This window comes from Paenibacillus sp. MMS20-IR301 (genome assembly GCF_032302195.1).
Classification (GTDB): domain Bacteria; phylum Bacillota; class Bacilli; order Paenibacillales; family Paenibacillaceae; genus Paenibacillus_AQ.
On sequence record NZ_CP135275.1, the window covers coordinates 1,811,967 to 1,833,577 of the forward strand.

The 21,611-nt window shown below is 46.9% G+C and carries 15 protein-coding genes; 6 read left to right on the forward strand and 9 right to left on the reverse strand.

Annotated elements, in window-relative coordinates:
* The first annotated feature begins 101 nt into the window (after positions 1–101).
* Both LOS79_RS08045 and LOS79_RS08050 read left to right on the forward strand, forming a co-directional pair.
* Entirely contained in the window at positions 102–800 is a 699-nt protein-coding gene (locus tag LOS79_RS08045) for a response regulator transcription factor (protein WP_315417907.1), read from the forward strand.
* Positions 793–2,118 (forward strand): HAMP domain-containing sensor histidine kinase, encoded by a 1,326-nt coding sequence (locus LOS79_RS08050; RefSeq protein WP_315417910.1) that lies wholly within the window; start codon positions 793–795, stop codon positions 2,116–2,118. Before LOS79_RS08045 ends, LOS79_RS08050 begins: the two co-directional genes overlap by 8 nt.
* On the opposite strand, the gene LOS79_RS08055 is transcribed toward LOS79_RS08050, so the two are convergent.
* Positions 2,115–2,846: a TVP38/TMEM64 family protein gene (locus tag LOS79_RS08055; protein WP_315417913.1), complete on the reverse strand. Its 732-nt coding sequence runs from the start codon at positions 2,844–2,846 to the stop codon at positions 2,115–2,117. The genes LOS79_RS08050 and LOS79_RS08055 overlap by 4 nt on opposite strands.
* A gap of 181 nt (positions 2,847–3,027) precedes the next feature.
* Here LOS79_RS08055 and LOS79_RS08060 point away from each other — a divergent pair, with 181 nt between their 5' ends.
* The 4 genes from LOS79_RS08060 to LOS79_RS08075 are packed head-to-tail and all read left to right on the forward strand — an operon-like array spanning position 3,028 to position 7,975.
* Complete coding sequence (locus LOS79_RS08060; protein WP_315417916.1) at positions 3,028–3,495, forward strand: MarR family winged helix-turn-helix transcriptional regulator; 468 nt, start codon at positions 3,028–3,030, stop codon at positions 3,493–3,495.
* A 27-nt stretch (positions 3,496–3,522) separates the two neighbouring features.
* Positions 3,523–5,262: an ABC transporter ATP-binding protein gene (locus LOS79_RS08065; RefSeq protein ID WP_315417919.1), complete on the forward strand. Its 1,740-nt coding sequence runs from the start codon at positions 3,523–3,525 to the stop codon at positions 5,260–5,262.
* Positions 5,259–7,103 carry an ABC transporter ATP-binding protein gene (locus LOS79_RS08070; protein WP_315417921.1) on the forward strand — a complete coding sequence of 615 codons (1,845 nt, stop codon included), beginning with the start codon at positions 5,259–5,261 and terminating at the stop codon, positions 7,101–7,103. Before LOS79_RS08065 ends, LOS79_RS08070 begins: the two co-directional genes overlap by 4 nt.
* Positions 7,104–7,138: 35 nt before the next feature.
* Positions 7,139–7,975: a helix-turn-helix transcriptional regulator gene (locus LOS79_RS08075; RefSeq protein WP_315417924.1), complete on the forward strand. Its 837-nt coding sequence runs from the start codon at positions 7,139–7,141 to the stop codon at positions 7,973–7,975.
* Here LOS79_RS08075 and LOS79_RS08080 read toward each other — a convergent pair.
* The 8 genes from LOS79_RS08080 to LOS79_RS08115 all read right to left on the reverse strand — a co-directional run bounded on the left by LOS79_RS08080 (position 7,923) and on the right by LOS79_RS08115 (position 21,473).
* Positions 7,923–9,593 (reverse strand): beta-L-arabinofuranosidase domain-containing protein, encoded by a 1,671-nt coding sequence (locus LOS79_RS08080; RefSeq protein WP_315417927.1) that lies wholly within the window; start codon positions 9,591–9,593, stop codon positions 7,923–7,925. The genes LOS79_RS08075 and LOS79_RS08080 overlap by 53 nt on opposite strands.
* Before the next feature lie 112 nt (positions 9,594–9,705).
* Positions 9,706–10,650: a hypothetical protein gene (locus tag LOS79_RS08085; RefSeq protein WP_315417930.1), complete on the reverse strand. Its 945-nt coding sequence runs from the start codon at positions 10,648–10,650 to the stop codon at positions 9,706–9,708.
* Positions 10,651–11,328: 678 nt separating this feature from the next.
* Positions 11,329–13,776, reverse strand: coding sequence for an EAL domain-containing protein (locus LOS79_RS08090; protein ID WP_315417933.1), 2,448 nt, complete (start codon positions 13,774–13,776; stop codon positions 11,329–11,331).
* Positions 13,777–14,008: 232 nt separating this feature from the next.
* Complete coding sequence (locus tag LOS79_RS08095) at positions 14,009–15,937, reverse strand: ABC transporter substrate-binding protein (protein WP_315417936.1); 1,929 nt, start codon at positions 15,935–15,937, stop codon at positions 14,009–14,011.
* A 133-nt stretch (positions 15,938–16,070) separates the two neighbouring features.
* Positions 16,071–17,771, reverse strand: a complete 1,701-nt coding sequence (locus LOS79_RS08100) for an ABC transporter substrate-binding protein (protein WP_315422066.1) — start codon at positions 17,769–17,771, stop codon at positions 16,071–16,073.
* Positions 17,772–17,848: 77 nt separating this feature from the next.
* On the reverse strand, positions 17,849–18,748 hold the full coding sequence (locus tag LOS79_RS08105) for a carbohydrate ABC transporter permease (protein WP_315422069.1): 900 nt from the start codon (positions 18,746–18,748) through the stop codon (positions 17,849–17,851).
* Positions 18,749–18,769: 21 nt separating this feature from the next.
* Positions 18,770–19,633, reverse strand: coding sequence for an ABC transporter permease (locus LOS79_RS08110; protein WP_315422072.1), 864 nt, complete (start codon positions 19,631–19,633; stop codon positions 18,770–18,772).
* A 307-nt stretch (positions 19,634–19,940) separates the two neighbouring features.
* Complete coding sequence (locus LOS79_RS08115) at positions 19,941–21,473, reverse strand: glycoside hydrolase family 43 protein (protein WP_315417937.1); 1,533 nt, start codon at positions 21,471–21,473, stop codon at positions 19,941–19,943.
* Positions 21,474–21,611 lie beyond the last annotated feature (138 nt).

Sequence of the window (21,611 nt, forward strand, 5' to 3'; positions counted from 1 at the left end):
GAACGGCCCATACCAGATCTTAAGAATTCTTAAGTTGCCGAAATAGTGTAGTTTCTTGTCAGACTGCATACTATACTGAGGTTACGACTGGAGGGAAACGGATGGACACAACGCACAATATCTTAATTGCCGATGATAACGACGAAATCAGGGAAATTGTCCGGGTCTTACTGGAGAGTGAGAACTATAATGTCACTGAGGCTGTAAACGGTGATGATGCAGTCAACAAGGTGGATGAACACACGGATTTAATCATTCTTGATATTATGATGCCGATAAAATCCGGGTTTAAGGCTTGTGTAGAAATCCGCGAAAAAACAAGTGCACCTATCTTATTTTTAACCGCTAAAACTCAGGATTCAGATAAATATATGGCCTTTTCTGCCGGGAGCGATGATTACTTATCCAAGCCATTTTCGTATACAGAGCTGGTATCCCGCGTAAAGGCCTTGTTAAGAAGATATTACGTCTACAAAGGCAAGGATAAGCCGCAGTCTGCTGATCATCTTTCGCTCCATGAAATCAGTATTAATACAGCAATTAACGAGGTGTTCGCCGGGGATAAAGAAGTCCAGTTAACAGAGATTGAGTACCGGATCCTCTTACTGCTTGGACAGCACCAGAAGAAAATTTTCTCAGCCCAGAATTTGTACGAGAGCGTATGGGGAGAACCCTACTACTACAGCTGTAACAACACCGTAATGGTGCACATCCGGAATCTCCGCAGCAAGCTGGAGCAGGATCCGCAAAACCCTAAGTTAATCAAAACCGTTTGGGGAAAGGGGTATCGGATTGAGTAAGGACTTCTTCAGGGGAAAATTAAAAATCGAGCTGATCCTGTGTCTAATCCTTTCATTTGCTGCAGCAGTCGGTTTGTTTTTTGTATTACAGGCAACAGGAGAAGGCTTGCTGGATAACTATTTTAGTAAATCTACCTATATTGAAGATCAGAGAAAACAGGTGGTTAATGATTTCAAACAGTATGTATCAGATAAGCATCTAACCGTCTATGATGAGGAGGAAATTGCACGCTGGGTTAAAAATGAACGTTATATCAGTCTGTATATGTTTGTAGAAGACAAGCTTATCTTCAGTTCCACAGAAAATGAATCGGAGCCGGGCGGAAGTGACATCCTTATGTCTCCCCTGTTGATGAACAAGCCTCTCTACGACGTTCCATTTAACGGTACCGTTGCCCAGACCTATATTGACAGCTACTTTGAGTATAAGTACTACTTTGTTGTTTCATTTATCGGCATTTCAATCGCTTTTCTGTTTTTTATCTTTGTCATGCTCTTCTTTATCAACCGGAAGACCTCTTATATTGCTGTGCTTGACAAGGAAATTAAGATCCTGGAAGGCGGAGAATTGGATTATCCGATTACCAGCAGAGGCAAGGACGAGCTTGCTTCATTAGCGCAAAGTATTAACGAGATGCGGAAATCCTTTATTGAACGGCTGGACAGCGAGGATAAAGCCCGGAATGCCAACAGTGAGCTGGTCACGGCGATGTCACATGATTTACGTACCCCGCTCACCGCGCTCATTGGTTATTTAGATATCATCGAGTACCGGAAGTATAAAACGGATGAGCATTTAATGCAGTACATCCATAACAGCAGAGAAAAAGCCTATCAGATTAAACAGCTCTCCGATAAGCTTTTTGAGTATTTTACGGTTTCTAATCTTACAGAGGATCATTTGGAACTTGAATCCTATGACGGAATCCAGCTGCTCGACCAGCTTTTGGATGATCAACTTTTAATCCTGCAAAATAGCGGTTTTCAGTTTCAATACATCCCGTCCGATCGCCCTTTCCAACTTGAGCTGAACGTGATTTCTATGCGCAGGGTATTTGATAATATTTTCTCAAACATTACAAAGTATGCCGATAAAGCTTCATCTGTCATCATTAAGTACCAGTTACGGAATCAGATGCTGCTGATAAGCATTTCTAACGAGATTAGCCGGACCTCAAGAGACATAACAGGCACAGGAATCGGGGTAAAGACATGTACCCGGATTATCGAGCAGCATAACGGGAAATTAGCTATAACCAAGGGAGAGCATACGTATTCCATTCATATCAGTTTGCCTGCTGCCCTCACTCCGGTTTAACGAAGGAATTCATTTCCATTCTCATACCTCTCTTCTTTTTTTATTTTGTTCCGTTTGGTAAGTTGATGAATGAGCTTGTCTTTATATAGCCACCCGAGCAGAAAAGCGAGAACGGACAGGACCGATATAACCACTGTTGTTACATAATTCTGCTGATAAATAGTAGAGCCTACGCTTGCCGATAGAATAATCCAGGGCATTCTTCCCAGCAGTAAAATTATAAAAAACTTTAGCGGCTTGATTGGGGTCAGTGCAGCGAGATAGATGAACAAATCCTTAGGCAGCCCTGGTATAACAAAAAAGATAAAAAGAATAACCGGGAAATGCTCATGGTGCATGATGTTAGTCATCCAGCGGGACTTGCTCTTGCTCAGCAGCTGTTCTACGAAAGAACGGGCCATATACCGGGTGAAAAAGAATGCGATTACCGCGCCAATGAGCATTCCTGCGGTTGTGTACAGGCTTCCTATTGACGTACCGTAGATATATCCGCCGGCGATTTGAACAACTTCCCCCGGAATGGGGGCAACGACGGTCTGAAGAATCTGAAATCCTATGAAAACAGCGGGTCCCCAGTGTCCGGAAGACAGAATGAATTCTCTGAACTTTGGTATGGACACTGTAATTTCGAGGATGCGAGGCAAATGAATAAGAATCACTGTCAGAATAGTAACGCCCACTATAGTCAGCAGTATTTTGCTTGCTATTGCTTTTTTGGTTTTAGCCACAGTAAGTAGGCCTCCCTCTTATCTCTTTGTATATAAATAAAGTTTAGACAACACTTCTTAAGTTCAGCATATCGAGGATCTTAAGAATTCTTAAGTAAGGCTTGCCGTGTGTGACAATAGCTTAAATCTATGTTATTATTAGTCCGAAATCAGACTATTATAAATGAAAAGGAGTCTATAAATGTCAAATGATATAAAAGAAATGATTCGCGGTTACTATGATGTGTACTTTAATATTGGTGCCATATATGAAGAATTCGCTAAAATGCATGGACTTACCTCAAGCTCTCTCTTTGTACTCTACATCGTTCATCAGCAGCCTGAGCAATGCACCCAAGCAACCATTGTAGAACAGCTATTCTATCCCAAGCAGACCGTTAGCAGCATCCTTAATTCATTCGACAAACTGGGTTACATCACGAAGAATATTTCTGTCCAGGACAGACGGATCAGGCACATCTCCCTTACAGAAGCGGGGCAGCAATTCGCCGGTCAGGTGATTGCGGATATGTTAGAGCTTGAGGAAACGGCCTTTATTCGTATGAAAGATGCGGAGCGGAAAGGAATGCTTCAAGGGGAACAGGCTTTTCTTAAGCAGCTTACCTGGTCTATGGAAACTTTACAGGCCGCAAAACATGCCTCGGACTAAAAAATCACAGGAGGATTTGGGTGTACTATGAAATATTTAATTCAATTCTTAAAAAGCCGCAAGAAATTACTCTTTCTGATTGTGTTTACTGCTTTAATTCAAGCGTTCGGGACGTTAATGGTACCGTACTATGTTTCTGAAATGATAGACGTTGGGATTGCGAAAGAAAACATTTCGGCCATTGTAAGGATCGGGGTGCAGATGCTGGCGGCCATCGGGATCACGGCACTGGTTTCATTATGGGGGAGTTATCTTTGTGCTGATCTGGCTGCCTTGGCGGGAAAACATTTCCGGGACCGGATTTTTGATAAAACACAGTTGCTCTCTATAAAAGAGTTCAATTCATTCGGCACTTCCTCGCTGATCACCCGGACTACCGGAGATATTACGATCATACAGCAAACTCTGATTATGATTACTCAGATGGTGTTGCCTACACCGCTTATCGTGCTTGCCGGTATTATTCTGACCGCTGCTATTAGCCCAGCCTTAATTTATATCCCCTTAACAGCTATGCTTATTTTTTTTGTCTTTGTCTATCTCTTGTTCAAGAAGGCTGCACCTGTGTCGAGAACTATACAAAACCGTGTAGACTCGGTTAACCGTGTTGTCCGTGAATCTATTTTAGGTCTCCGGGTCATTCGTGCATTTGATAATACAGAGTTCGAGCGGGAACGTTCAAATGATGTTTTTACCAAATATGCCAATAACGTAATCAAGTTAAACCGGACCTTCGCCCTCTTCAATCCGACAGTATGGATGGTTATGGGGCTTGTGATGGCTGCAGTAGTCTGGTTTGGCGGGTACCAGGTACTTAAGGAAACGATCGGTGTGGGAAGTATCTCCGCTGTGACTGAGTACACGCTTATGATGCTGATGTTTTTGATGATGTCAGCGATGGCTCTAGTCATGCTGCCAAGAATGCTGACCTGTCTTTCACGGATTGAAGAAGTTCTGGATATAGTTCCGGAAATCAGAGATGATGCCGAAACCGCTGGCACGCCTGATGCTGCAGATTCCCGGAAGATTGTATTCAATGATGTGGACTTCTCCTACAACGGGACAGACAAGTCCGTATTAGAAGGAATCAGCTTTACTTGCCTGAAAGGCGAGACAACCGCAATTGTTGGCGGAACAGGCGCAGGGAAAAGTACTCTGGCTGCTCTGATGCTGCGTCTGTATGATGTTCAAGCCGGCGGAATTCTGTTTGAAGGACAAGATATCCGGCGGATCTCTCAGCACGAGTTACGGGAACGGATCGGCTATGTGCCCCAGAGGGCATTCTTATTCAGTGGAACGATTGCGGATAATCTCCGCTCGGGCAACACCGATGCGTCCCATGAGGAGCTCCGGCATGCTGCGGCAATTGCTCAAGCAGACTCTTTCATTTCATCGCTTGAGCTAGGTTATGACAGCCCTGTTGCACAGGCAGGTACGAACTTTTCCGGTGGGCAAAAGCAAAGGCTCTGCATCGCCCGTGCCTTAGCCAAGAAAGCCCCTGTGTACATCTTTGATGACAGCTTCTCCGCCCTGGATTATAAGACGGACGCCTCTCTGCGGGAAGCTTTGAAGCTCGAGATGTCGGAAGCGGCCGTTGTGATCATCGCTCAGCGAATCAGCACTATTATGGACGCAGATCAGATTATTGTCTTAGATAACGGTAAAATCGCAGGCATCGGCAAGCATGAAGTGTTAATGGAAACCTGCAGCGTGTACAAAGAAATAGCAGACTCTCAGTTTATAGATAGGGAGACACAAGTGGTATGAAAAAAATCAGGAAACAACGCAAAGACAGAGTAATCCACTCTGCAGAAATGACGGATGTCCCCAAAAACTCAAAAGCTACGATCAAGCGGCTGCTGGAACTGCTGATGCTTCAAAAAGGCCCGCTGAGCCTGATTGTTTTTGCAACTTTTGTAAGCATAGGATTGTATACAGTTACCCCATTAATCTTGGGAAGAGCGATCGATCAGCTGATTGAAGGCATTCAAGAACAAGGACTTAGCGGCGGGTTTGGTATGCTCTATAATACAATCGGCGCATCACTGCTATTGTTAGTTGGCTTTTATATGCTAAGTGCTGGCTTCTCATTCATACAAGAATATACGATGGCCAGTGTTGGAGAACGCCTGGTTTTGTCCTTACGTAAAAAGATGAGCGAGAAAATTACTAAATTACCTTTGAGTTACTACGATTCCCGCCAGACTGGTGATCTGCTTAGCCGGGTGACTAACGACCTGGATAAAGTGGCAGAGGTGTTAAAGACCGGTTCGCTGCAATTTATGAATGCTATCTTTAATATTACACTTAGTGTTATTCTGATGCTGACTCAAAGCTCTCTGCTCACGGTGTTAATTCTGGTATCCTTGTCTATAAGTGTATTTGCAACCAAATGGATTTCCGGTAAAAATTATAAGGTTGCCTCCGAGAACCAGACGGTGCTGGGTGAGCTGAACGGTAAAATTGAAGAATACTATACAGGTAATTTGATTATCAAAAGCTTTAATCAGCAGGAACAAATCACAGAGACTATGAGAGAAATCAGTCAAAGACAATACAGTGCCAATAAAAAGTCCCAGTTTGTGCTCTATGCCATTTATCCCGCTATCCGTTTTCTAACCCAGCTTGCTTTTGTTGTTACAGCTGTTGTCGGCGGAATCTTCGCAGTAAACGGACGGATAACTATAGGTACCATTCAAGCCTTCCTGCAGTATGTGAACCAAATTTCCGACCCGATCACCCAATCGTCTTACTTCTTAAATTCACTGCAGTCCGCCCTGGCCTCTGCTGAACGGGTTTTTGAATTTCTGGATGAACCAGAAGAAGTTCAGGATACGGATTCACCCAAACTAATCTCCTCTCCTCAAGGTGCGGTAAGCTTTGAGCATGTTCAGTTTGGTTATCATCCGGATAAGCTTTTAATGCAGGATATCAGCTTTAAGGTCGAACCTAATCAAATGGTAGCGATCGTCGGCCCGACGGGTGCGGGCAAAACCACGCTTATTAACCTGCTGATGCGGTTTTATGAATTGAATGGCGGACGAATTCTGATTGACGGTACGGACATTAAGGAATTGCCCAAGAGCGGACTGCGTACAATGATTGGCATGGTCCTGCAGGATACCTGGCTGTTCAAAGGCACAATCGCCCAAAATATCGCTTACGGCAAAATGAATGCTTCCCGTGATGAAATCATTCAGGCCGCCAAAGCCGCTAGATGTGACGCATTTATTAGAACTTTAGAACATGGCTATGACACAATCATATCCAGTGAAACCGGAAGCATCTCACAAGGCCAAATGCAATTATTGACCATAGCCCGGGCGATGTTAGCTGATCCTGCACTGATGATTCTTGATGAAGCGACTTCCAGCGTGGATACCCGAACAGAAGTGGAAATTCAAAAAGCTATGGCGGAGATGATGAAGGGCAAAACCAGCTTTGTGATTGCGCACCGGCTCTCTACGATCCGGTCTGCTGATATCATTCTGGTGATGAAGAATGGAACAATCATCGAAACGGGGACGCATGAGGAGCTTCTTGCAGGCGAGACCTTCTATGCGGATTTGTATAACAGCCAGTTCGCTAATGGCGGAATGCCGGCATAACCAGATACCATTATTAGAACCAGGGTGATCATTTTATGAAGTATTATTATACCTGCTCATCAGAGCCGCTAATGTACTCGACATGCGGAAATCTGATGAGTAAGGACGGGTTTCTTCACCACAGACGGAGATTTGACTATCATGTGCTGATTTTCGTTCTTGAAGGAACCTTGAACATTACCCAGTCGGAAGTTAGCCATGCAGTGGCCCCGGGGCAATATATTGTCCTCAAAAGCGGAGAAGAGCATTACGGGCATCAGCCCTCCACCGGCCGGCTTGCTTATTTGTGGGTGCACTTTGCTTCCGGGACCCCGTGGGAAACCGGCCGGTATGGTAGCAGCCTTAAGCTTCCAGAGGCCTACTCCTACTTAATTCCTGAGCATGGAATCTCCGGAAGCCTCCAGCGTATAAGCATGTTATTCCATCAGCTTATTGATTTCTCACGCCAGGAGACCCGTTATACTGAAGCCATCCTAAACTATGCTATGAGTCTGCTTGCTATGGAGATCACGCAGCAGTTTCTTGACGGTCTGTATAACCGCAACCACAATATTTCACCTACGATTTACACGGTCATGGAATGGATTAAGTCCAACTGTCACAAGCCGCTTACCTTGCCTGAAATTGCCGGGGAATTTCATTATAATCCGGAATACCTGTCCTCGCTGTTCAAGAAGGAAACCGGTATGAAGCTTATCTTCTTCCTGAATAAGTCCCGAATTGAGATCTCCAAGAACCTTCTGTCCAGCAACAATATTACAATCAAAGAAGCCGCATATTCATGCGGCTTCCAGGACGAAAAATACTATATGAAACTGTTTAAAACCTACGAAGGGATGACTCCCCTGCAAGTCCGCAGTCGCTGTCCGTAAGGCCGGCAAGGACAATCGGCCCGTCAACTACGGCTGCCAGCTCAGGCATGTCAGGGAGCGGTTCCATAACGAGTGCACTCGGGAAGAAAATATTAATGGTGTCGTCCTTCCATTCTCCCGTAACAATCAAGTATCCGCCGTTAATCTCCGGTGAGGAGATCACTTGCCCGTTAACATGGACTACAGGACTACCTTTAACCCAAGCAGGCACACGGAAGAGTACAGTGAATGATTCTGCTACAGAAGCTGTGATCTTGAATTTCAATGACCACCGCGACATTTGACTGTCATCCTGCTCATCGAAGAAGGCTTGAGCATTATAGTATTTCATATCCGTAGTCTGCTCAATACATACATCCGCTCCGCCGCGCCGATACTCCATCCGCGATGGAATGTACTGGCTGATAATCAGCTTGCCTGCCCCGGCATCCTCTAAGTATATTAAGTCATTATACATCGATTGTGCCTGAACCATGGTCCCGTGGCAGCACCAGAAATCTCTTGTTTTGCTGCCCCACTTTTTACGGCTCCCTGCAGCCAGGGGAAGAAAATAAGCGGGCATTCCTGTCTGTGCATTGTGCTGGGCCAGGAAGCCGTTGTACAGATTTTTTTCAATATAATCCGCATATTCTGTATTGCCTGTCCATTTGTACAGATACGAAGCTGTCCGGACCATGTTGTACACTGTGCAGAACTCCTGATTCCGCTCACCGAGGAACTGCCCTGACATGAACGGGGGCTGCCAGAATTCGCCGGCGTTTTGTCCGCATGTACAATAAGTCCCCCGGTCGGTTACGGCATTCTTCCAGAACAGCTCTGTAATCTGCCGCCATTTCTCATCTCCGGTTATTTCATACAGCACTGCCGCTCCATGCGAGAACGGGATACTTGCATTGGCATGACAGTTGGTTAGCGCATCTTTACCCTCCAGAAGCTTGCGGAACAGGCTTGGATTCCAGTAACGCTCCGCCAGGTGCATATACTTCGCATTCTTGGTAACATCGTACAGGACCGCCCATATTTCAAGCATTCCTGCCTCTTCACCGCTGTACACGGCATGAGGATTCTTCAGCAGCATCGCATCGATCCAGCGGACATACCAGTCGCTCAGCCGGTCCAATATTTGAAGTGCCTGTTCATTGCCGGCATCTATATATGCGTGAGTAAGCCCCATAATGGTTTTGTGCATTACGTATTGCGGAGACCATATATGCTGATTGTTCTCCAGCTTCTCGAAATACTTCTCAGGTATGGACCCGATCCATTCCCCGCCGTTCAGCTCCTGGCATCTCGCGAGCTCCGCGATGATTGTATCCAGCTTGGCCTTCAGCTCCATATCACGCTCAGAAGCAACGTAGGCAGCCGCAGCAGAGAGCCAGTGGCCGAGGAAATGCCCTCTTAGCTGGCAAGTGGGAGCTTCCCAGCCCCAGTGGAGCTTCGCGGTTTCCGGATTATCGACTACCTGCAGCCCGGGAATAATAATCCCCGCCTCCAGATAGAAGTTTTGCAGCAGGCACTGGGTATCGAGCTCCATCAGGTATTCTCTGTTCACGCTCATCCGCTCCCGGAATATCCCCGGCAGCAGCTTAACATTCCGTTTATCGATTGTTGATAGCAATGTCTCATCCTCCGCATATCTGAAATAGATTAAGTAAGATCATCTTAATTTAATATCACGGATATGTCGGTAGACAAAAACCCAGAAAGGGTCGAGAGAAATTGGCACTTTCTTATGTCTTGTTCCTTCTGAACAAATAGACTGCATTCTCGGCAGAAGGCGGAAGAATTAACGAGGATAAGTGCTCACTGAGCTCCATACTAAATAATCCATTATTTAGATACGTATCGAAATCACCAGTGGAGTCCGGATTTCTTGTGCCGATGACAATATACAGCTCTACCGAAGATTTTTTAAACACATGTCTTTCATAATTGTTGCGGGGGACCGGCCATGAACATAAGACTACCTCGGGAGAATATTTGAGCAACGCGGCCTTCGCGTCTAGCCGTTCTACAAATTCGGGATAGTCAATATAATGCTCCCAGCTGTAATCATCCGTTGCAGTACATTGTACATGCTTATCCCTCAGGATTCTTGTCAGCGTTCCGTCTCCTGCGCCGATCTCAATACAGCGCTTATTCCCGATCAGTTTGGCAAGCTCATTAATCAGAGGCTTGGAATAAAAGCAGTAAATCCCCTTCTTGTTAACCAGCGGCATCAGTACCTTCTTATCCTTAATGAGCTTCCAGAAGAATTTGAAGCTCGTTAAGGAGACTGCTTTCCTTTCCAGGCCCTTCTTGAATAACAGCCTTTGCAGAATTGTTCCGTCCCACAGATTGAAGCGGATGTTATCCTTTGCCGTACTGGAGGACAGCTTAACCGTTATTTGCTCCAGCAAATAAATAGCCATCCGTGCCTTTATGACCTTCGGCAAGAAAGTATTAATGGCAGTTTCATTGAAGCCGCTCTTGTGAATCTTACTTCCGGCCATCCGGGCGCTGGCAGTATATTTATCCATCATGGCTTGAACCAGCTTATCCGCATGCCTGCTTTTGAGTACCCCGATTTCTTTGAGGACTTCCTCCTGGTATTCAGGATAATTGTCTAATAACGTGTTTACTTTAATCTGGTTTGTTAAAATGTTCTCAGCTGTTTCTTTGGAAAAATTCTTCATTCGTACACTCCGCTTAGTTATTGGTTACCGGTTCAATTACAACCCAATTCTGGGCTCTTATGGACACCACAGCCCTTATTCGCTCAAAATAGGCCTTTTGGGCGGTTTTACGGACACCACGGCCCTTATCCGCCGCTTTTCATGGGATAACTCCACTTTTCAGGTGAAATAACGGCGCTGGTGTCCGCAAGTCTGGCACTCTGCTGCCTTTCCATTGGCTTAACGCCTCTCCTGTCCGTAACGCTTAGCTAGTCGCTTGAACAACCGTTAAGTGACTGGCTGCTTTCTTAACAGGGGGACCATTCAGTCCATAGATTTATATTTATATCTATATAGGTTAAATAGTAACGCTGTCTGAACCTCACGGTCAATCTTTCAAATAAACACAGCCTTATGTTTCTTACGGTTGTAGCTGATCATTACAGATTCACCGGTCCGAACCGGATTCAGCAACTTGTCGGCATAGCCTGCCGCAAGATCATCACCGCTATAGTATAGAATATCACTGCCCAGCAGCTTATGGAATTCAGTCCCGCTACCGGTAAAATTCTCAAAAGGGATCTGTTCCAGTAGAGCAGTGGCGTCTTGAAATTGTTGAATATCCCAAGGTGCATTTTCATCCGCAGGTTACGGTTAAGATTGTGGGGAACGGGGTGCTGAACTGACCTGTTCAACCGCTTATCTGCTCTCCCGCAGACGCTGGGGCACAAAAAATAACTGCTCCACTTCATCAGCCGGTAACGGCTTGCTGTAATAATAGCCCTGCACATCCTTGCAATCCTGTTCAATGATAATGTCGAGCTGGGCTTTGGTCTCAATACCTTCAGCAATAACACCCATATTCAATTGTCTGGCCATGGCTATCATCGTTGAGACAATGGCTCTGTCATTGGGGTTAACCGCTATATGCTCAACAAAAGAGCGGTCTATTTTCACCTTGTGAATGGGGAACATCTTCAGGTAGTTAAAGGAGCTGTACCCTGTTCCGAAATCATCCAGACTGATGCGGATTCCCAGCTCTGTCAGCTGATTGAGGATATCAATGGATGCCATGGCATCCATCATCATGCTTTCAGTGATTTCCAGCTCCAGGTATTCCGGGCTTAAGCCTGTGTCCTGTAAGATTTCCTGGATCTGTTCCACCAGATTGGGCTGATGGAATTGCCGTGAAGACAGATTGACCCCGATGGAAATAAGCGGTCCTCCGGCCTCATGCCACTGCTTCATCTGCTTACAGGCTTCATGCAGCACCCAATACCCGAGCTCGGCAATCATGCCGGTCTCTTCGGCCACGGAAATGAATGTCCCCGGAGCCAGCAAGCCCCTAGTGGGATGATTCCAGCGGACCAGGGCCTCCACACCGACCATGCTTCCCTGATCAGCGCGTATCTGCGGCTGGAAGTAGAGCTCGAACTCTTCACGCTCCAGGGCTTTTCTCAGATCATTCTCCAGATTCATGCTTTCCTGCAGCTGTGCCTTCAGCGCATCTGAGAATACAAGATATCCGTTCTTACCATTCTTCTTCACCTCATACATGGCGATGTCCGCATTCTTCAGCAGATGCAAAGCATCTTCGCCATGCTCAGGATAAACCGCAATTCCGATGCTGCCGGTTACGTGGAACTCACTATCCATTACAACATAAGGCACTTCAATTACCCGGGTCATTCGCTCAGCCAGCTCTTTCATATGCGCTTCTGATATGTATTCCGGAAGGAGTACAGCAAATTCGTCTCCGCCCATTCGGGCCAGGATAGTTTCTTCATTTTTCAGTTCATTCTTGAGCCTTCTGCCCATTTCCTGCAAGGTCAGATCACCATAGATATGTCCTACGGAATCATTGATAATTTTGAAACGGTCAAGGTCGATAATCATCACAATGAACTTCTTCTGCTCATGAAGATGGGTATCTATCGTCTTAGATAACATATGGTTCAGCATTCTGCGGTTAGGCAGTCCGGTTAGTTCATCATGAAAGGCCATGTGCTGGTTCTTCAGCTTCATCCGCTTGTCCTCGGTTATATCCCTCATGATGATGTAGTTTCCTGTGACCTGTTCATCTACAATGACAGGTGCAATCAATACTGCGATTTCAATCCGTTCCTGTTCACCAATGTACAGGGTGGTCTCACTCTTCATCTCTTCCCCTCTGGCGAAGGCAGCTGCGAACATCAGTCTGATCCGCTTCCGTTCCTCCTCTGCAATGAGGGGCAGCAATGCTCCAATCTTTTGAAACAGGAAATCCTGCTCGTCTATGCCGCCAATCCGGATAGCTGCAGGGTTAATTCCGATAATCCGCCCCTCCAGATCTACAGAGATAATGCCGTCCTGATTATGCTCATAAAGTGACTTGTACCATTTCTCATTTACCAGCCGTTCAGATTCTTTATGGGCAAACAGCCTTGAGATATACACGCCCACCAGGGACAGGATAAGCGTCAGCAAGCTACCGGCGGAGATGATATAGGCGAGCCGCTTCTGGTCAAAGATGATGTTTAATGACGGAAACAGCCGGACCGGAACGACCCCTGTTCTGATCTCTACGCCTAACATTCCTACATAATGCATGCCTGCAATGGCTGCTCCCATAATGAGGGCACTGCCAGCCTTCTTCAGGACAATGCCTGAAGCTCCGGACTGAAGGAAATAAGCGGATAAGCATAATGCTGAGATGGAAGCTGCAAAGGCAATTAGTATGGAGAGAACAACGTACAATGGATCGTAATGAATCTGCACCTGCATTGAATACATGCCGCTGTAATGCATGAGTACTATACCGAGTGCGAACAGGCATGCTCCTCCGAGCAGCTGCAGCAAGGGTACTTTGGGCCTGGACACCACCAGCAGAGCCAGCAGCGATGCTAACATGGCAATCCCTACAGAGATTAAGACAATTCCAAGATCATACGATACAGGGGTCTGGAAGGACATGGCCATCATACCGACAAAATGCATCGACCAAATCCCCATTCCCATGGCAAATGCTCCAAATAACAGCCAGATCCAGCGGCTTCTGCCGTGAGTCCTGCTGATTCTGCCGGTAAGATCAAGCACAGTGTAGGAGGCTACAACTGCGATCAGGTAAGATATCAGGACGAGTACATTATCATGTTCATGTGACCCCACAGTATGCCAAACTCCATGATGAAGCGGATGTTCCATTATTGCTACCTCTCATTCTCTCTCTGTATGTAACTTACTCTATTAAAAAGTTTACATCTAATAATAAGCTTTTCCTGTGTAGAAGGAAATCATTTAAATATTTAATTTCAATGATTTGAGTATTTACAATACATAATTAAAACAAAAAAATCCGCTTACGCGGATTAAATTGTATATTCAGATGGACAATGTTTTATTACTTGCTGCCGCCCAGTAACAGATTCACTATCGTATCCAGCTGCAGCTCCAAAGAATAGGGATCTTCCATTACGAACTCATCATGATAATTATCACCGTACAAATATACTTTGCCGTTCTTCACAGCGGGTACAGTCTGCCATATTTCACTGCTCATCGCGCTGCTTGTAACTCCGGCATCGCCATTATATACAAAGATATAATCGCCTAAATATTCAGGAAGCACTTCAAGTGAGATCGCTTCGAAGCCCTCGGACATCTTCTTGGCACTTTCTGTAGCCGGCAGCTCCAGCATTTCGTATACGGTAGAAGAACCATAATTGCCGCCAGTTGCCGCTAAGACATATACGGCCTTTTCCGTAAATTGAATGATAGACACGGTTTCCCCTTCTTTAATGACTCCGGAAATTTTGGTCTTAGCATCGGCAACCTTCTGTTCGTATTCTGCAATCCATGCTTCTGCTTCTTGGTCTTTCCCGAAGATATGGGCTACATTTCGGAACTTATCCAGCGGGCCTGCCGTTGACAGCTCTTCCCAATAGGGAAGAAATACAGTGGTGCCAATCTTCTCATATTGATCGATATAATCTTCAATCGAACCGATAATAAGGTCCGGTTCAAGCATGGTCAACTTCTCCAGGTTCATAGGGAAGTCTCCCAGATCTTCGATCTTGTCGAGTGTTTCCTGGGGGATATCCGCCTTCTCCATCCAGCCCTCGTCCAGCATGAACGATCTTACCCCGACAGGTACAATACCTAATTTCAATAAATGCCCCATATATTGGTCTGCTGCCACTTTTACCGGCTCTGCGGGCACTTCCACCTCTCCTCTGGGCGTCGATATCATCCGGGTCTGCGGACTCTCTTCAGCTACGGCTTGACTCCCATTCCCATTCACATTCCCGTTGCTTTGCTCCTGCGCGGTACCCGTCCCGTTTGAGCAAGCACCCAGTAACAGAGAGCCGCATAGCAGCATCGCTGCCATAGATTGTGATTTTGCGTGTTTAAACATATGTAATTCCCCTTTTTCAGCATTATTGTGATAATGATTATCATTTACAATATACTGATCTTCGCTATTTTCAGAAATAGAGGATATGGGGATGTTTAATGGACTTTCAGCAACTTTGTGCCGCTCTGTCTCTCTTAACCGGTAATGGGCAGGTGATACGCCTCTTCTTTTTTTGAAAATCCGGCTGAAATAATATACGTCCTTATATCCAACGCTTGCTGCAATTTCACCGACTGAAGCCTCAGTTGTTCTTAGCAGCTCTGATGCTACTTCGAGCCGGAAGCGGATCAAATAGTCGATCGGGCTAACACCGGTATGCTCCTTGAATAAGGAGGACAAATGATAGGCGCTGAAATTGAAAACTTCTGCAAGTGAATCTAATGTGACCGGCTCTGCATAATACTCCTGAATATAAGTAATTACCTGCACGGCAATACTGCTCTGCCGCATCTTTGGCTCTCCTCTGTGCAGCTCCTGCAATACCTGATGGATAAATTTATAAAAGTGTGATTTCACGTTAAGCCGTTCTTCCGGCTCGTTCCATTTACAGTGCATCACCTGCATATGGTTATACAGCGCAATAGGATTATCTGGTGTAATACAAAATGGATTCTGGAAAGGCTCCTTTTGCTGGATCCATGCACGGTAATAAAGGATATAGTACACAAACCTCTTGCTTGTTGGAACAATATCCAGGATGGCCCCTTTTCCGCCATGGAGAAGTTGAAAGCCTGTGCATGCAAATTCAGCCTGATCCAGCCCCACTTGCGCGCTTCCCTGTACGGAGAGTAAAAAAACACTGGCGGGTACCTTGTATCTATGAAGAAACTCACCTTCCGCCATTTCGATCTGCCGCATATCGATCAGCTTGACTGCAGCCTGCTCCCAAAGTGCGATGTGATTACTTAACTGCATAATTACTGCCCCTCCGTTTTCTGTCTACTTACCATCATAAATGATAACCATTATCATTAACAGTCAAGGCAACTAAAAAAACCGGGCAGCCCCTTAACAGGAGCCATCCGGTAAAATATTTCATTACACAATTCTATTCATTCCACAGTTTCACGAGTGCCTGGACGTACTGCGTCTGGCTTGCTTCCATCTTTTCTACGCCGGCATCAATCAGCTCCTGCTGGTATTCATCCCAGAGCTTATCGAATTCCTCCGGCTTCGCCATAATGACCTTGGGAATCCGTTTCCAGGTAATGTCCTTCATCTTGGTGCCATAGATATTAGCATCACTGTCACTCGGAACAGGAATATTCCATACCGCTCCCCAAGGCTTCACAGGGAACTCCTCTGCTTTCGGGAACAGGTCAAGCCATGTAGTAGCACCATACGCGGCAAGGGTTTCTTTATCGGCTGCTGAATATCCCTGGACGATTTGTTCCGGGAAGCTCTTGGTGAAATAATTGCCGGTAGAGTCCTTAACCCCGTCTCCATAATGGGCGCCAATATTTACATAAAGACCCAGACCGGATTCCTTGGTATAAGCCGCACCGCCGTTATCAATCAGGTTCTGGATATCCTCAGGTACGACCCGGGTCCCGTTCTCTACAACATACTGCTTGCCTTCGACACCCCAGTTAATCAGAACCTGGCCCTGCTCAGAGGCGAGGAAGTCGAGGAATTTGATCGCCCGTACCGGGTCCTCGCATGACTTGGTAATCCCTATCCCCCAGCCTGCCATGAAGCCTGTCGACTGCATGCGGTTATCCTTGAATTGATCGGACACGGTTACAGAATAATGGCCGTAGGTCTGGTCGAACTTTCCTTCTGATTTCAATACCTTCTCACCGTCGTTATAATCCCAGTCTGCATCGATCAAGCCAATGACGCGGCCGGAGGCGACCTTGGCCAGATATTCATCATACTTTTGTACGAAGCTGTCTTTGTCCAGCAGGCCGGTATTAAACATATGATTCAGCCATTTGAAGTACTCTTTCTCCCCTTCGGTCCGGAAATGATAAGTGGCCTCATACGTTTCGGGATCAATATAATACTCTCCGTCACCGGATTTGCCCGTTGTTTCTGCAGCCGGATTCGTTACTGAAATGTACATCCGCCAGTCATCAGCATTTAAGCTGAGTCCGATATTCTTATTGCCGTTCTCATCGGTCGGATACTTATCCAGATAAGCCTTGATGACGTTCTCATAATCCTGAAGCGTCTTCACCTCCGGGTAACCTGCCTCCTTCACTGCACGGTGCTGAAGCTCGAAGCCGCCGCCTGCGACGAAACTAGCAGCGTCGACACCGGAGTAGGTAGGGATTACATAGATAGCCTGGTCCTCGCTGCTGTACCGCAGACGCTTGATCTGATCGCCAAAGAGCTTCTTGATATTCGGGGCATGCTTGTCGATCAAATCGGTGAGATCCAGCATCGCTCCTGCATTCACCAGCTTATTCAATTCGCCTGTCGGGCTAATGAGATCCGGGTAATCGCCGCTTGAGGCAATCAGGGCGATTTTCTGCGCCTTATCCCCTACTTCTGCTTCCCCATCCAGCGTAACACCGGTAAATTTGGTAATTTCTTTGCCGATATCATCCTGCATTTTGTTCCAATTGGAGCCTACACTGTAAAAGGAAAATGTGATTGGCGATGTATCGTCCGTCTGATTGTTGCCTGCTGCTGCATTTGTACTTGCCGGATCGGCTGTACTGCTGCCTTGGTTTGCATTATTGCTGTTCCCTCCGCAGCCTGCAAGCAGGCCAAGTGCAAGTGTCAGTGCCAAGCTGATCTTCATGAAGCCTTTTTGTCTATTCACCTGAAATCCCCCATAATCGTTATATTGTATAAACAGGTTAGCCTGCTGATACCAAATTAGCTTTTCACTGCGCCAAGCGTCATGCCTTTAACAAAGTAACGTTGCAGAAAAGGGTACACCAGCAGAATGGGAACGGTGACGATAATCGTAATGGCCATCTTGACTGATTCAGGTGAAATCCGGCTCATTACCTGGTTCATGCTTTGACCGTTGACACCGCCGCTGGTGGAGCCGGCCTGCGTACTCTGCAATACCTTCATCAGTTCGAACTGCAATGTGGTTAAATGCTCTTTCGAGCCGTTATACATGTAGGTATCAAACCATGAGTTCCACTGCCCGACTGCCAGGAATAAAGCGATGGTTGCCAGTGCGGGTAAGGTTAACGGAAGAACAACCCTCCAGTAGATCGTGAAATCATTGGCCCCGTCGATCGTAGCGGACTCCTGCAGAGCATAGGGCAGCCCGTCAATAAATGAACGGATAACAAAGATATTGAAGGCGCTTACCAGTCCGGGTAAAACATAGACCGAAAACGTTCCAAGCATATGAATATCCCGCAGCAGAAGATAAAACGGAATCAGGCCTCCGGACACGTACATCGTAAGAGCAAGAAAGGTCGAGATAAATCTCCGTCCGTCAAAATCGGCACGGCTCAGTACGTAAGCGACCATAGATGAAGCAGCCAGCCCCAGCAGAGTGCCGATAACCGTCCGCAGCACGGATATTTTCAGCCCGGTCAACAGACCGTCAAAGGAAAAAATGAGCGAGTAATTCTCCAGCGTGAACTGGCGCGGAATCACTGTAATCCCGCCTTTGATTGTGTCAGATGAGTTGTTAAGCGAAATCGCCAGGACATTTAGAAACGGATACAGCGTAACTATAATGACAAACCCGACTACAATATAAACTATGAGATCAAAGACCCGGTCCGATAGCGGAGTTCCGGATCGTTTTATATTCGTCAACCCAAGTCCCCCCTACATGATGCTCTCTTTAGTAACCTTTTTGAAAATGCCGTTGGCCAGGAATAACAGCATTAAACTGACTACTGAATTGAAGATGTTAATGGCTGTACCAAATGAATACCGCCCCATTCCGAGCCCGTAATTCAGAGCATAGAGATCGAGTACCTCTGACTTCTCCTGCACCAGATGATTGCCAAGGAGGAACTGCTTCTCAAAGCCGATACTGACGAGGTGGCCGATAGACATAATAAGCAGAATAATTACCGTTGAGCGGATACCCGGCAGTGTAATATGCCAGATTTGTCTCAGCCGGCTGGCACCGTCTACACGGCAAGCTTCATACAATTCAGGTCCGATTCCGGCAATCGCTGCCAGATAGATAATCGCATTCCAGCCGGTCTCCTTCCAGATATCAGCGCTGGTGACGATATACCAGAACAGATTTTCTTTGGCCATAAATTGAATCGGCTCCTGGATGATGTGCAGCTGCAGCAGAAGCTGGTTGACCGCACCATTATCTGTTGCGAGCATTTTGGTCACGATGCCGGCTACGACCACCCAGGAGACAAAGTGCGGCAGGTATGAAACCGTTTGAGCAAATCTCTTCAGGAAAGAGGAGCGTACTTCATTAATCAGGATTGCAAAAATAATAGGTACCATAAATCCTGCAATCAGCCCCATAAAGCTCATTGCCAGCGTATTGCGGAGTGCATTGAAGAACTGGGAATCCTGAAACAGCTCCTTGAAATTATCCAGTCCAACCCATGTCTGGTCAAAAAACGGCTTGCCGATCTGGAACTTTTGAAAGGCCATCGTCCAGCCCCAAAGAGGGAGATAGCTAAACACAAAGGCCCAAATTACAAAAGGTACGGACATCAGATACAGATACTTCTGCCGGGCCACCCGGTGCCAGAAGTTCCTTCCCCGGCTTACCTTCTGCTCATTCTGTACTAACGGTATTTCAGACAAAACCCCACCACTCCTTGTTGTTCTTATTCACGCTTCCGTCATTTACTATATAGCAGATCATTATCCGCGGCCTTAATAACATGGACACGGTTTAGCATAATACGGACATTTTCAATTTTTTTGTACGAATTACGAATGCTGGGTTAATAAAAAAAGACCCGTTAATAAACGGATCTCATCCTTTATTACAGGAAATGCAGGAGACTGGCATAACCTAACATAACTCCTGGTAATCGAACCAGTCAAAGTGAGCCGGAGCCTGCGAACACTTCCCGTTGCCTGTAGCGTACATTGCTATAAATACCCCGGTAAAACCGCCTGCTACTTCAGTGGACAACAGCCCGCTTTCCCCCTGTCCGATGATTACCGGCTCGCTCCCGCCATCCGAGTAATTGAAGACATATTGAGACTTGTCAGCACAGATGGTCAGTACGGCAGTATCTGATGCCCACGGGATCTCCTGCTCAATCCTCCATAGTGTCCCCAGTCGTCTGCGGAAAATCAGTACGCGTACGCCGCCAAGCTGTGTTACTGCAAGCTCATAATGAAACCGTTCGTTCATAAAAACTGTAAGTCCGGCTTCTTCACCGTCCTGCTGCGGTGCAAACGTCAAATGCGCTGCGAAGCGGCCTGCGAAGTGCTGCTGTCTGCGCCCGACAAATGCAGGGGTGGCTGCTTCATTCAATGTAACCGGCGAACCGTGCAGTGTCAGACTGCCGCTCTTCTCTGTAAGTGACCAGTTCTCACGGTCAGGGGTACGCAGGAAGGTCCAGCAGGGAGCCAGCTCCTTGGCTTCGAAATCATCCCGGACCGGAGCCGCTGGCAGCGGCTGCAGCCTCAGACCGTCTGCGGGCATGAGCTCGCTGACTATTCCGTTATCGCCGATGACCGGCCAGCCGTCAGCTGTCCAGCTCACCGGCGCCAGGAATGTTTCCCGGCCCAAATGATGCTGCATCGGATAGCCGACAGGCCGGATTCCCAGGAATACCGCCCACCAGCCTCCGTCCGGTGCTTGAATCAGATCCCCGTGTCCTGTAGCCTGGATCGGGCTCAGCAGGCTCCGGTGGGAGAGGATCGGATTATGCGGACAGCCTTCAAACGGGCCGTCCGGCCGCTTGCTCCGGGCAATAGTGACCATATGCCCGTATTCGGTTCCGCCTTCGGCGATCATCAGATAATACCATTCGCCAATATGGTAGAGGTGCGGTGCTTCAGGATGCTGGCCGCCGCTCCCCTTCCATACGAGCTGAATATCCGTCAGGCGTTCGCCCGTCTTCACATCAATCCGGCTCTGATAAGCCCCTTGGCCCCCGGCGTCGTGTGCACTGGTATAATAGACCGCCCCGTCCTCATCGAAGAACAGATCCGGATCGATCCCCGGCTGATCCACATAGACCGGATCGGACCATTCTCCCCAAGGATCGTCTGTGTAGACGAAGAAGTTGCCCCCGCCTGAGACATTGGTAGTTGTCATGTAGAACCTGCCGGCGTGATGCCGGATGGTAGGTGCGTAAATACCTCCTGAGCTCCCGGTATTACGCAGATTCAATTGCGAAGTCCGTGTCAGGACATGGCCAAGCTGCTGCCAGTTCACCAGATCTGTACTATGAAACAGCGGCACCCCCGGGAAATATTCAAACGAACTGGTTACTAAAAAATAATCTTCTCCTACCCGGCAGATGCTGGGATCGGGATGAAACCCGCTGATTACGGGATTCCTGTAGCTTACAGGCAGCTGAACAGCCAAAATGGTACCACTCCTCTAAATAGGTAGATTTCATAACTATTATAGAGAAGCGGCTGTTTCTAATCCTTGATTATAAGGCCTAAAGTTAGCATGATCAGGCCATAAGCGAAGTGTGTGTCTTCACTAAATCAACACGCA

Coding starts and splice junctions, on each gene's coding strand:
- LOS79_RS08095 (WP_315417936.1), bottom strand. CDS start 15,937: ATGCAGTTAAGTAATCACATCGCACTTTGGGAGCAGGCTGCAGTCAAG.
- LOS79_RS08065 (WP_315417919.1), top strand. CDS start 3,523: ATGAAATATTTAATTCAATTCTTAAAAAGCCGCAAGAAATTACTCTTT.
- LOS79_RS08060 (WP_315417916.1), top strand. CDS start 3,028: ATGTCAAATGATATAAAAGAAATGATTCGCGGTTACTATGATGTGTAC.
- LOS79_RS08045 (WP_315417907.1), top strand. CDS start 102: ATGGACACAACGCACAATATCTTAATTGCCGATGATAACGACGAAATC.
- LOS79_RS08070 (WP_315417921.1), top strand. CDS start 5,259: ATGAAAAAAATCAGGAAACAACGCAAAGACAGAGTAATCCACTCTGCA.
- LOS79_RS08110 (WP_315422072.1), bottom strand. CDS start 19,633: ATGTCCGTACCTTTTGTAATTTGGGCCTTTGTGTTTAGCTATCTCCCT.
- LOS79_RS08100 (WP_315422066.1), bottom strand. CDS start 17,771: ATGAAGATCAGCTTGGCACTGACACTTGCACTTGGCCTGCTTGCAGGC.
- LOS79_RS08075 (WP_315417924.1), top strand. CDS start 7,139: ATGAAGTATTATTATACCTGCTCATCAGAGCCGCTAATGTACTCGACA.
- LOS79_RS08085 (WP_315417930.1), bottom strand. CDS start 10,650: ATGAAGAATTTTTCCAAAGAAACAGCTGAGAACATTTTAACAAACCAG.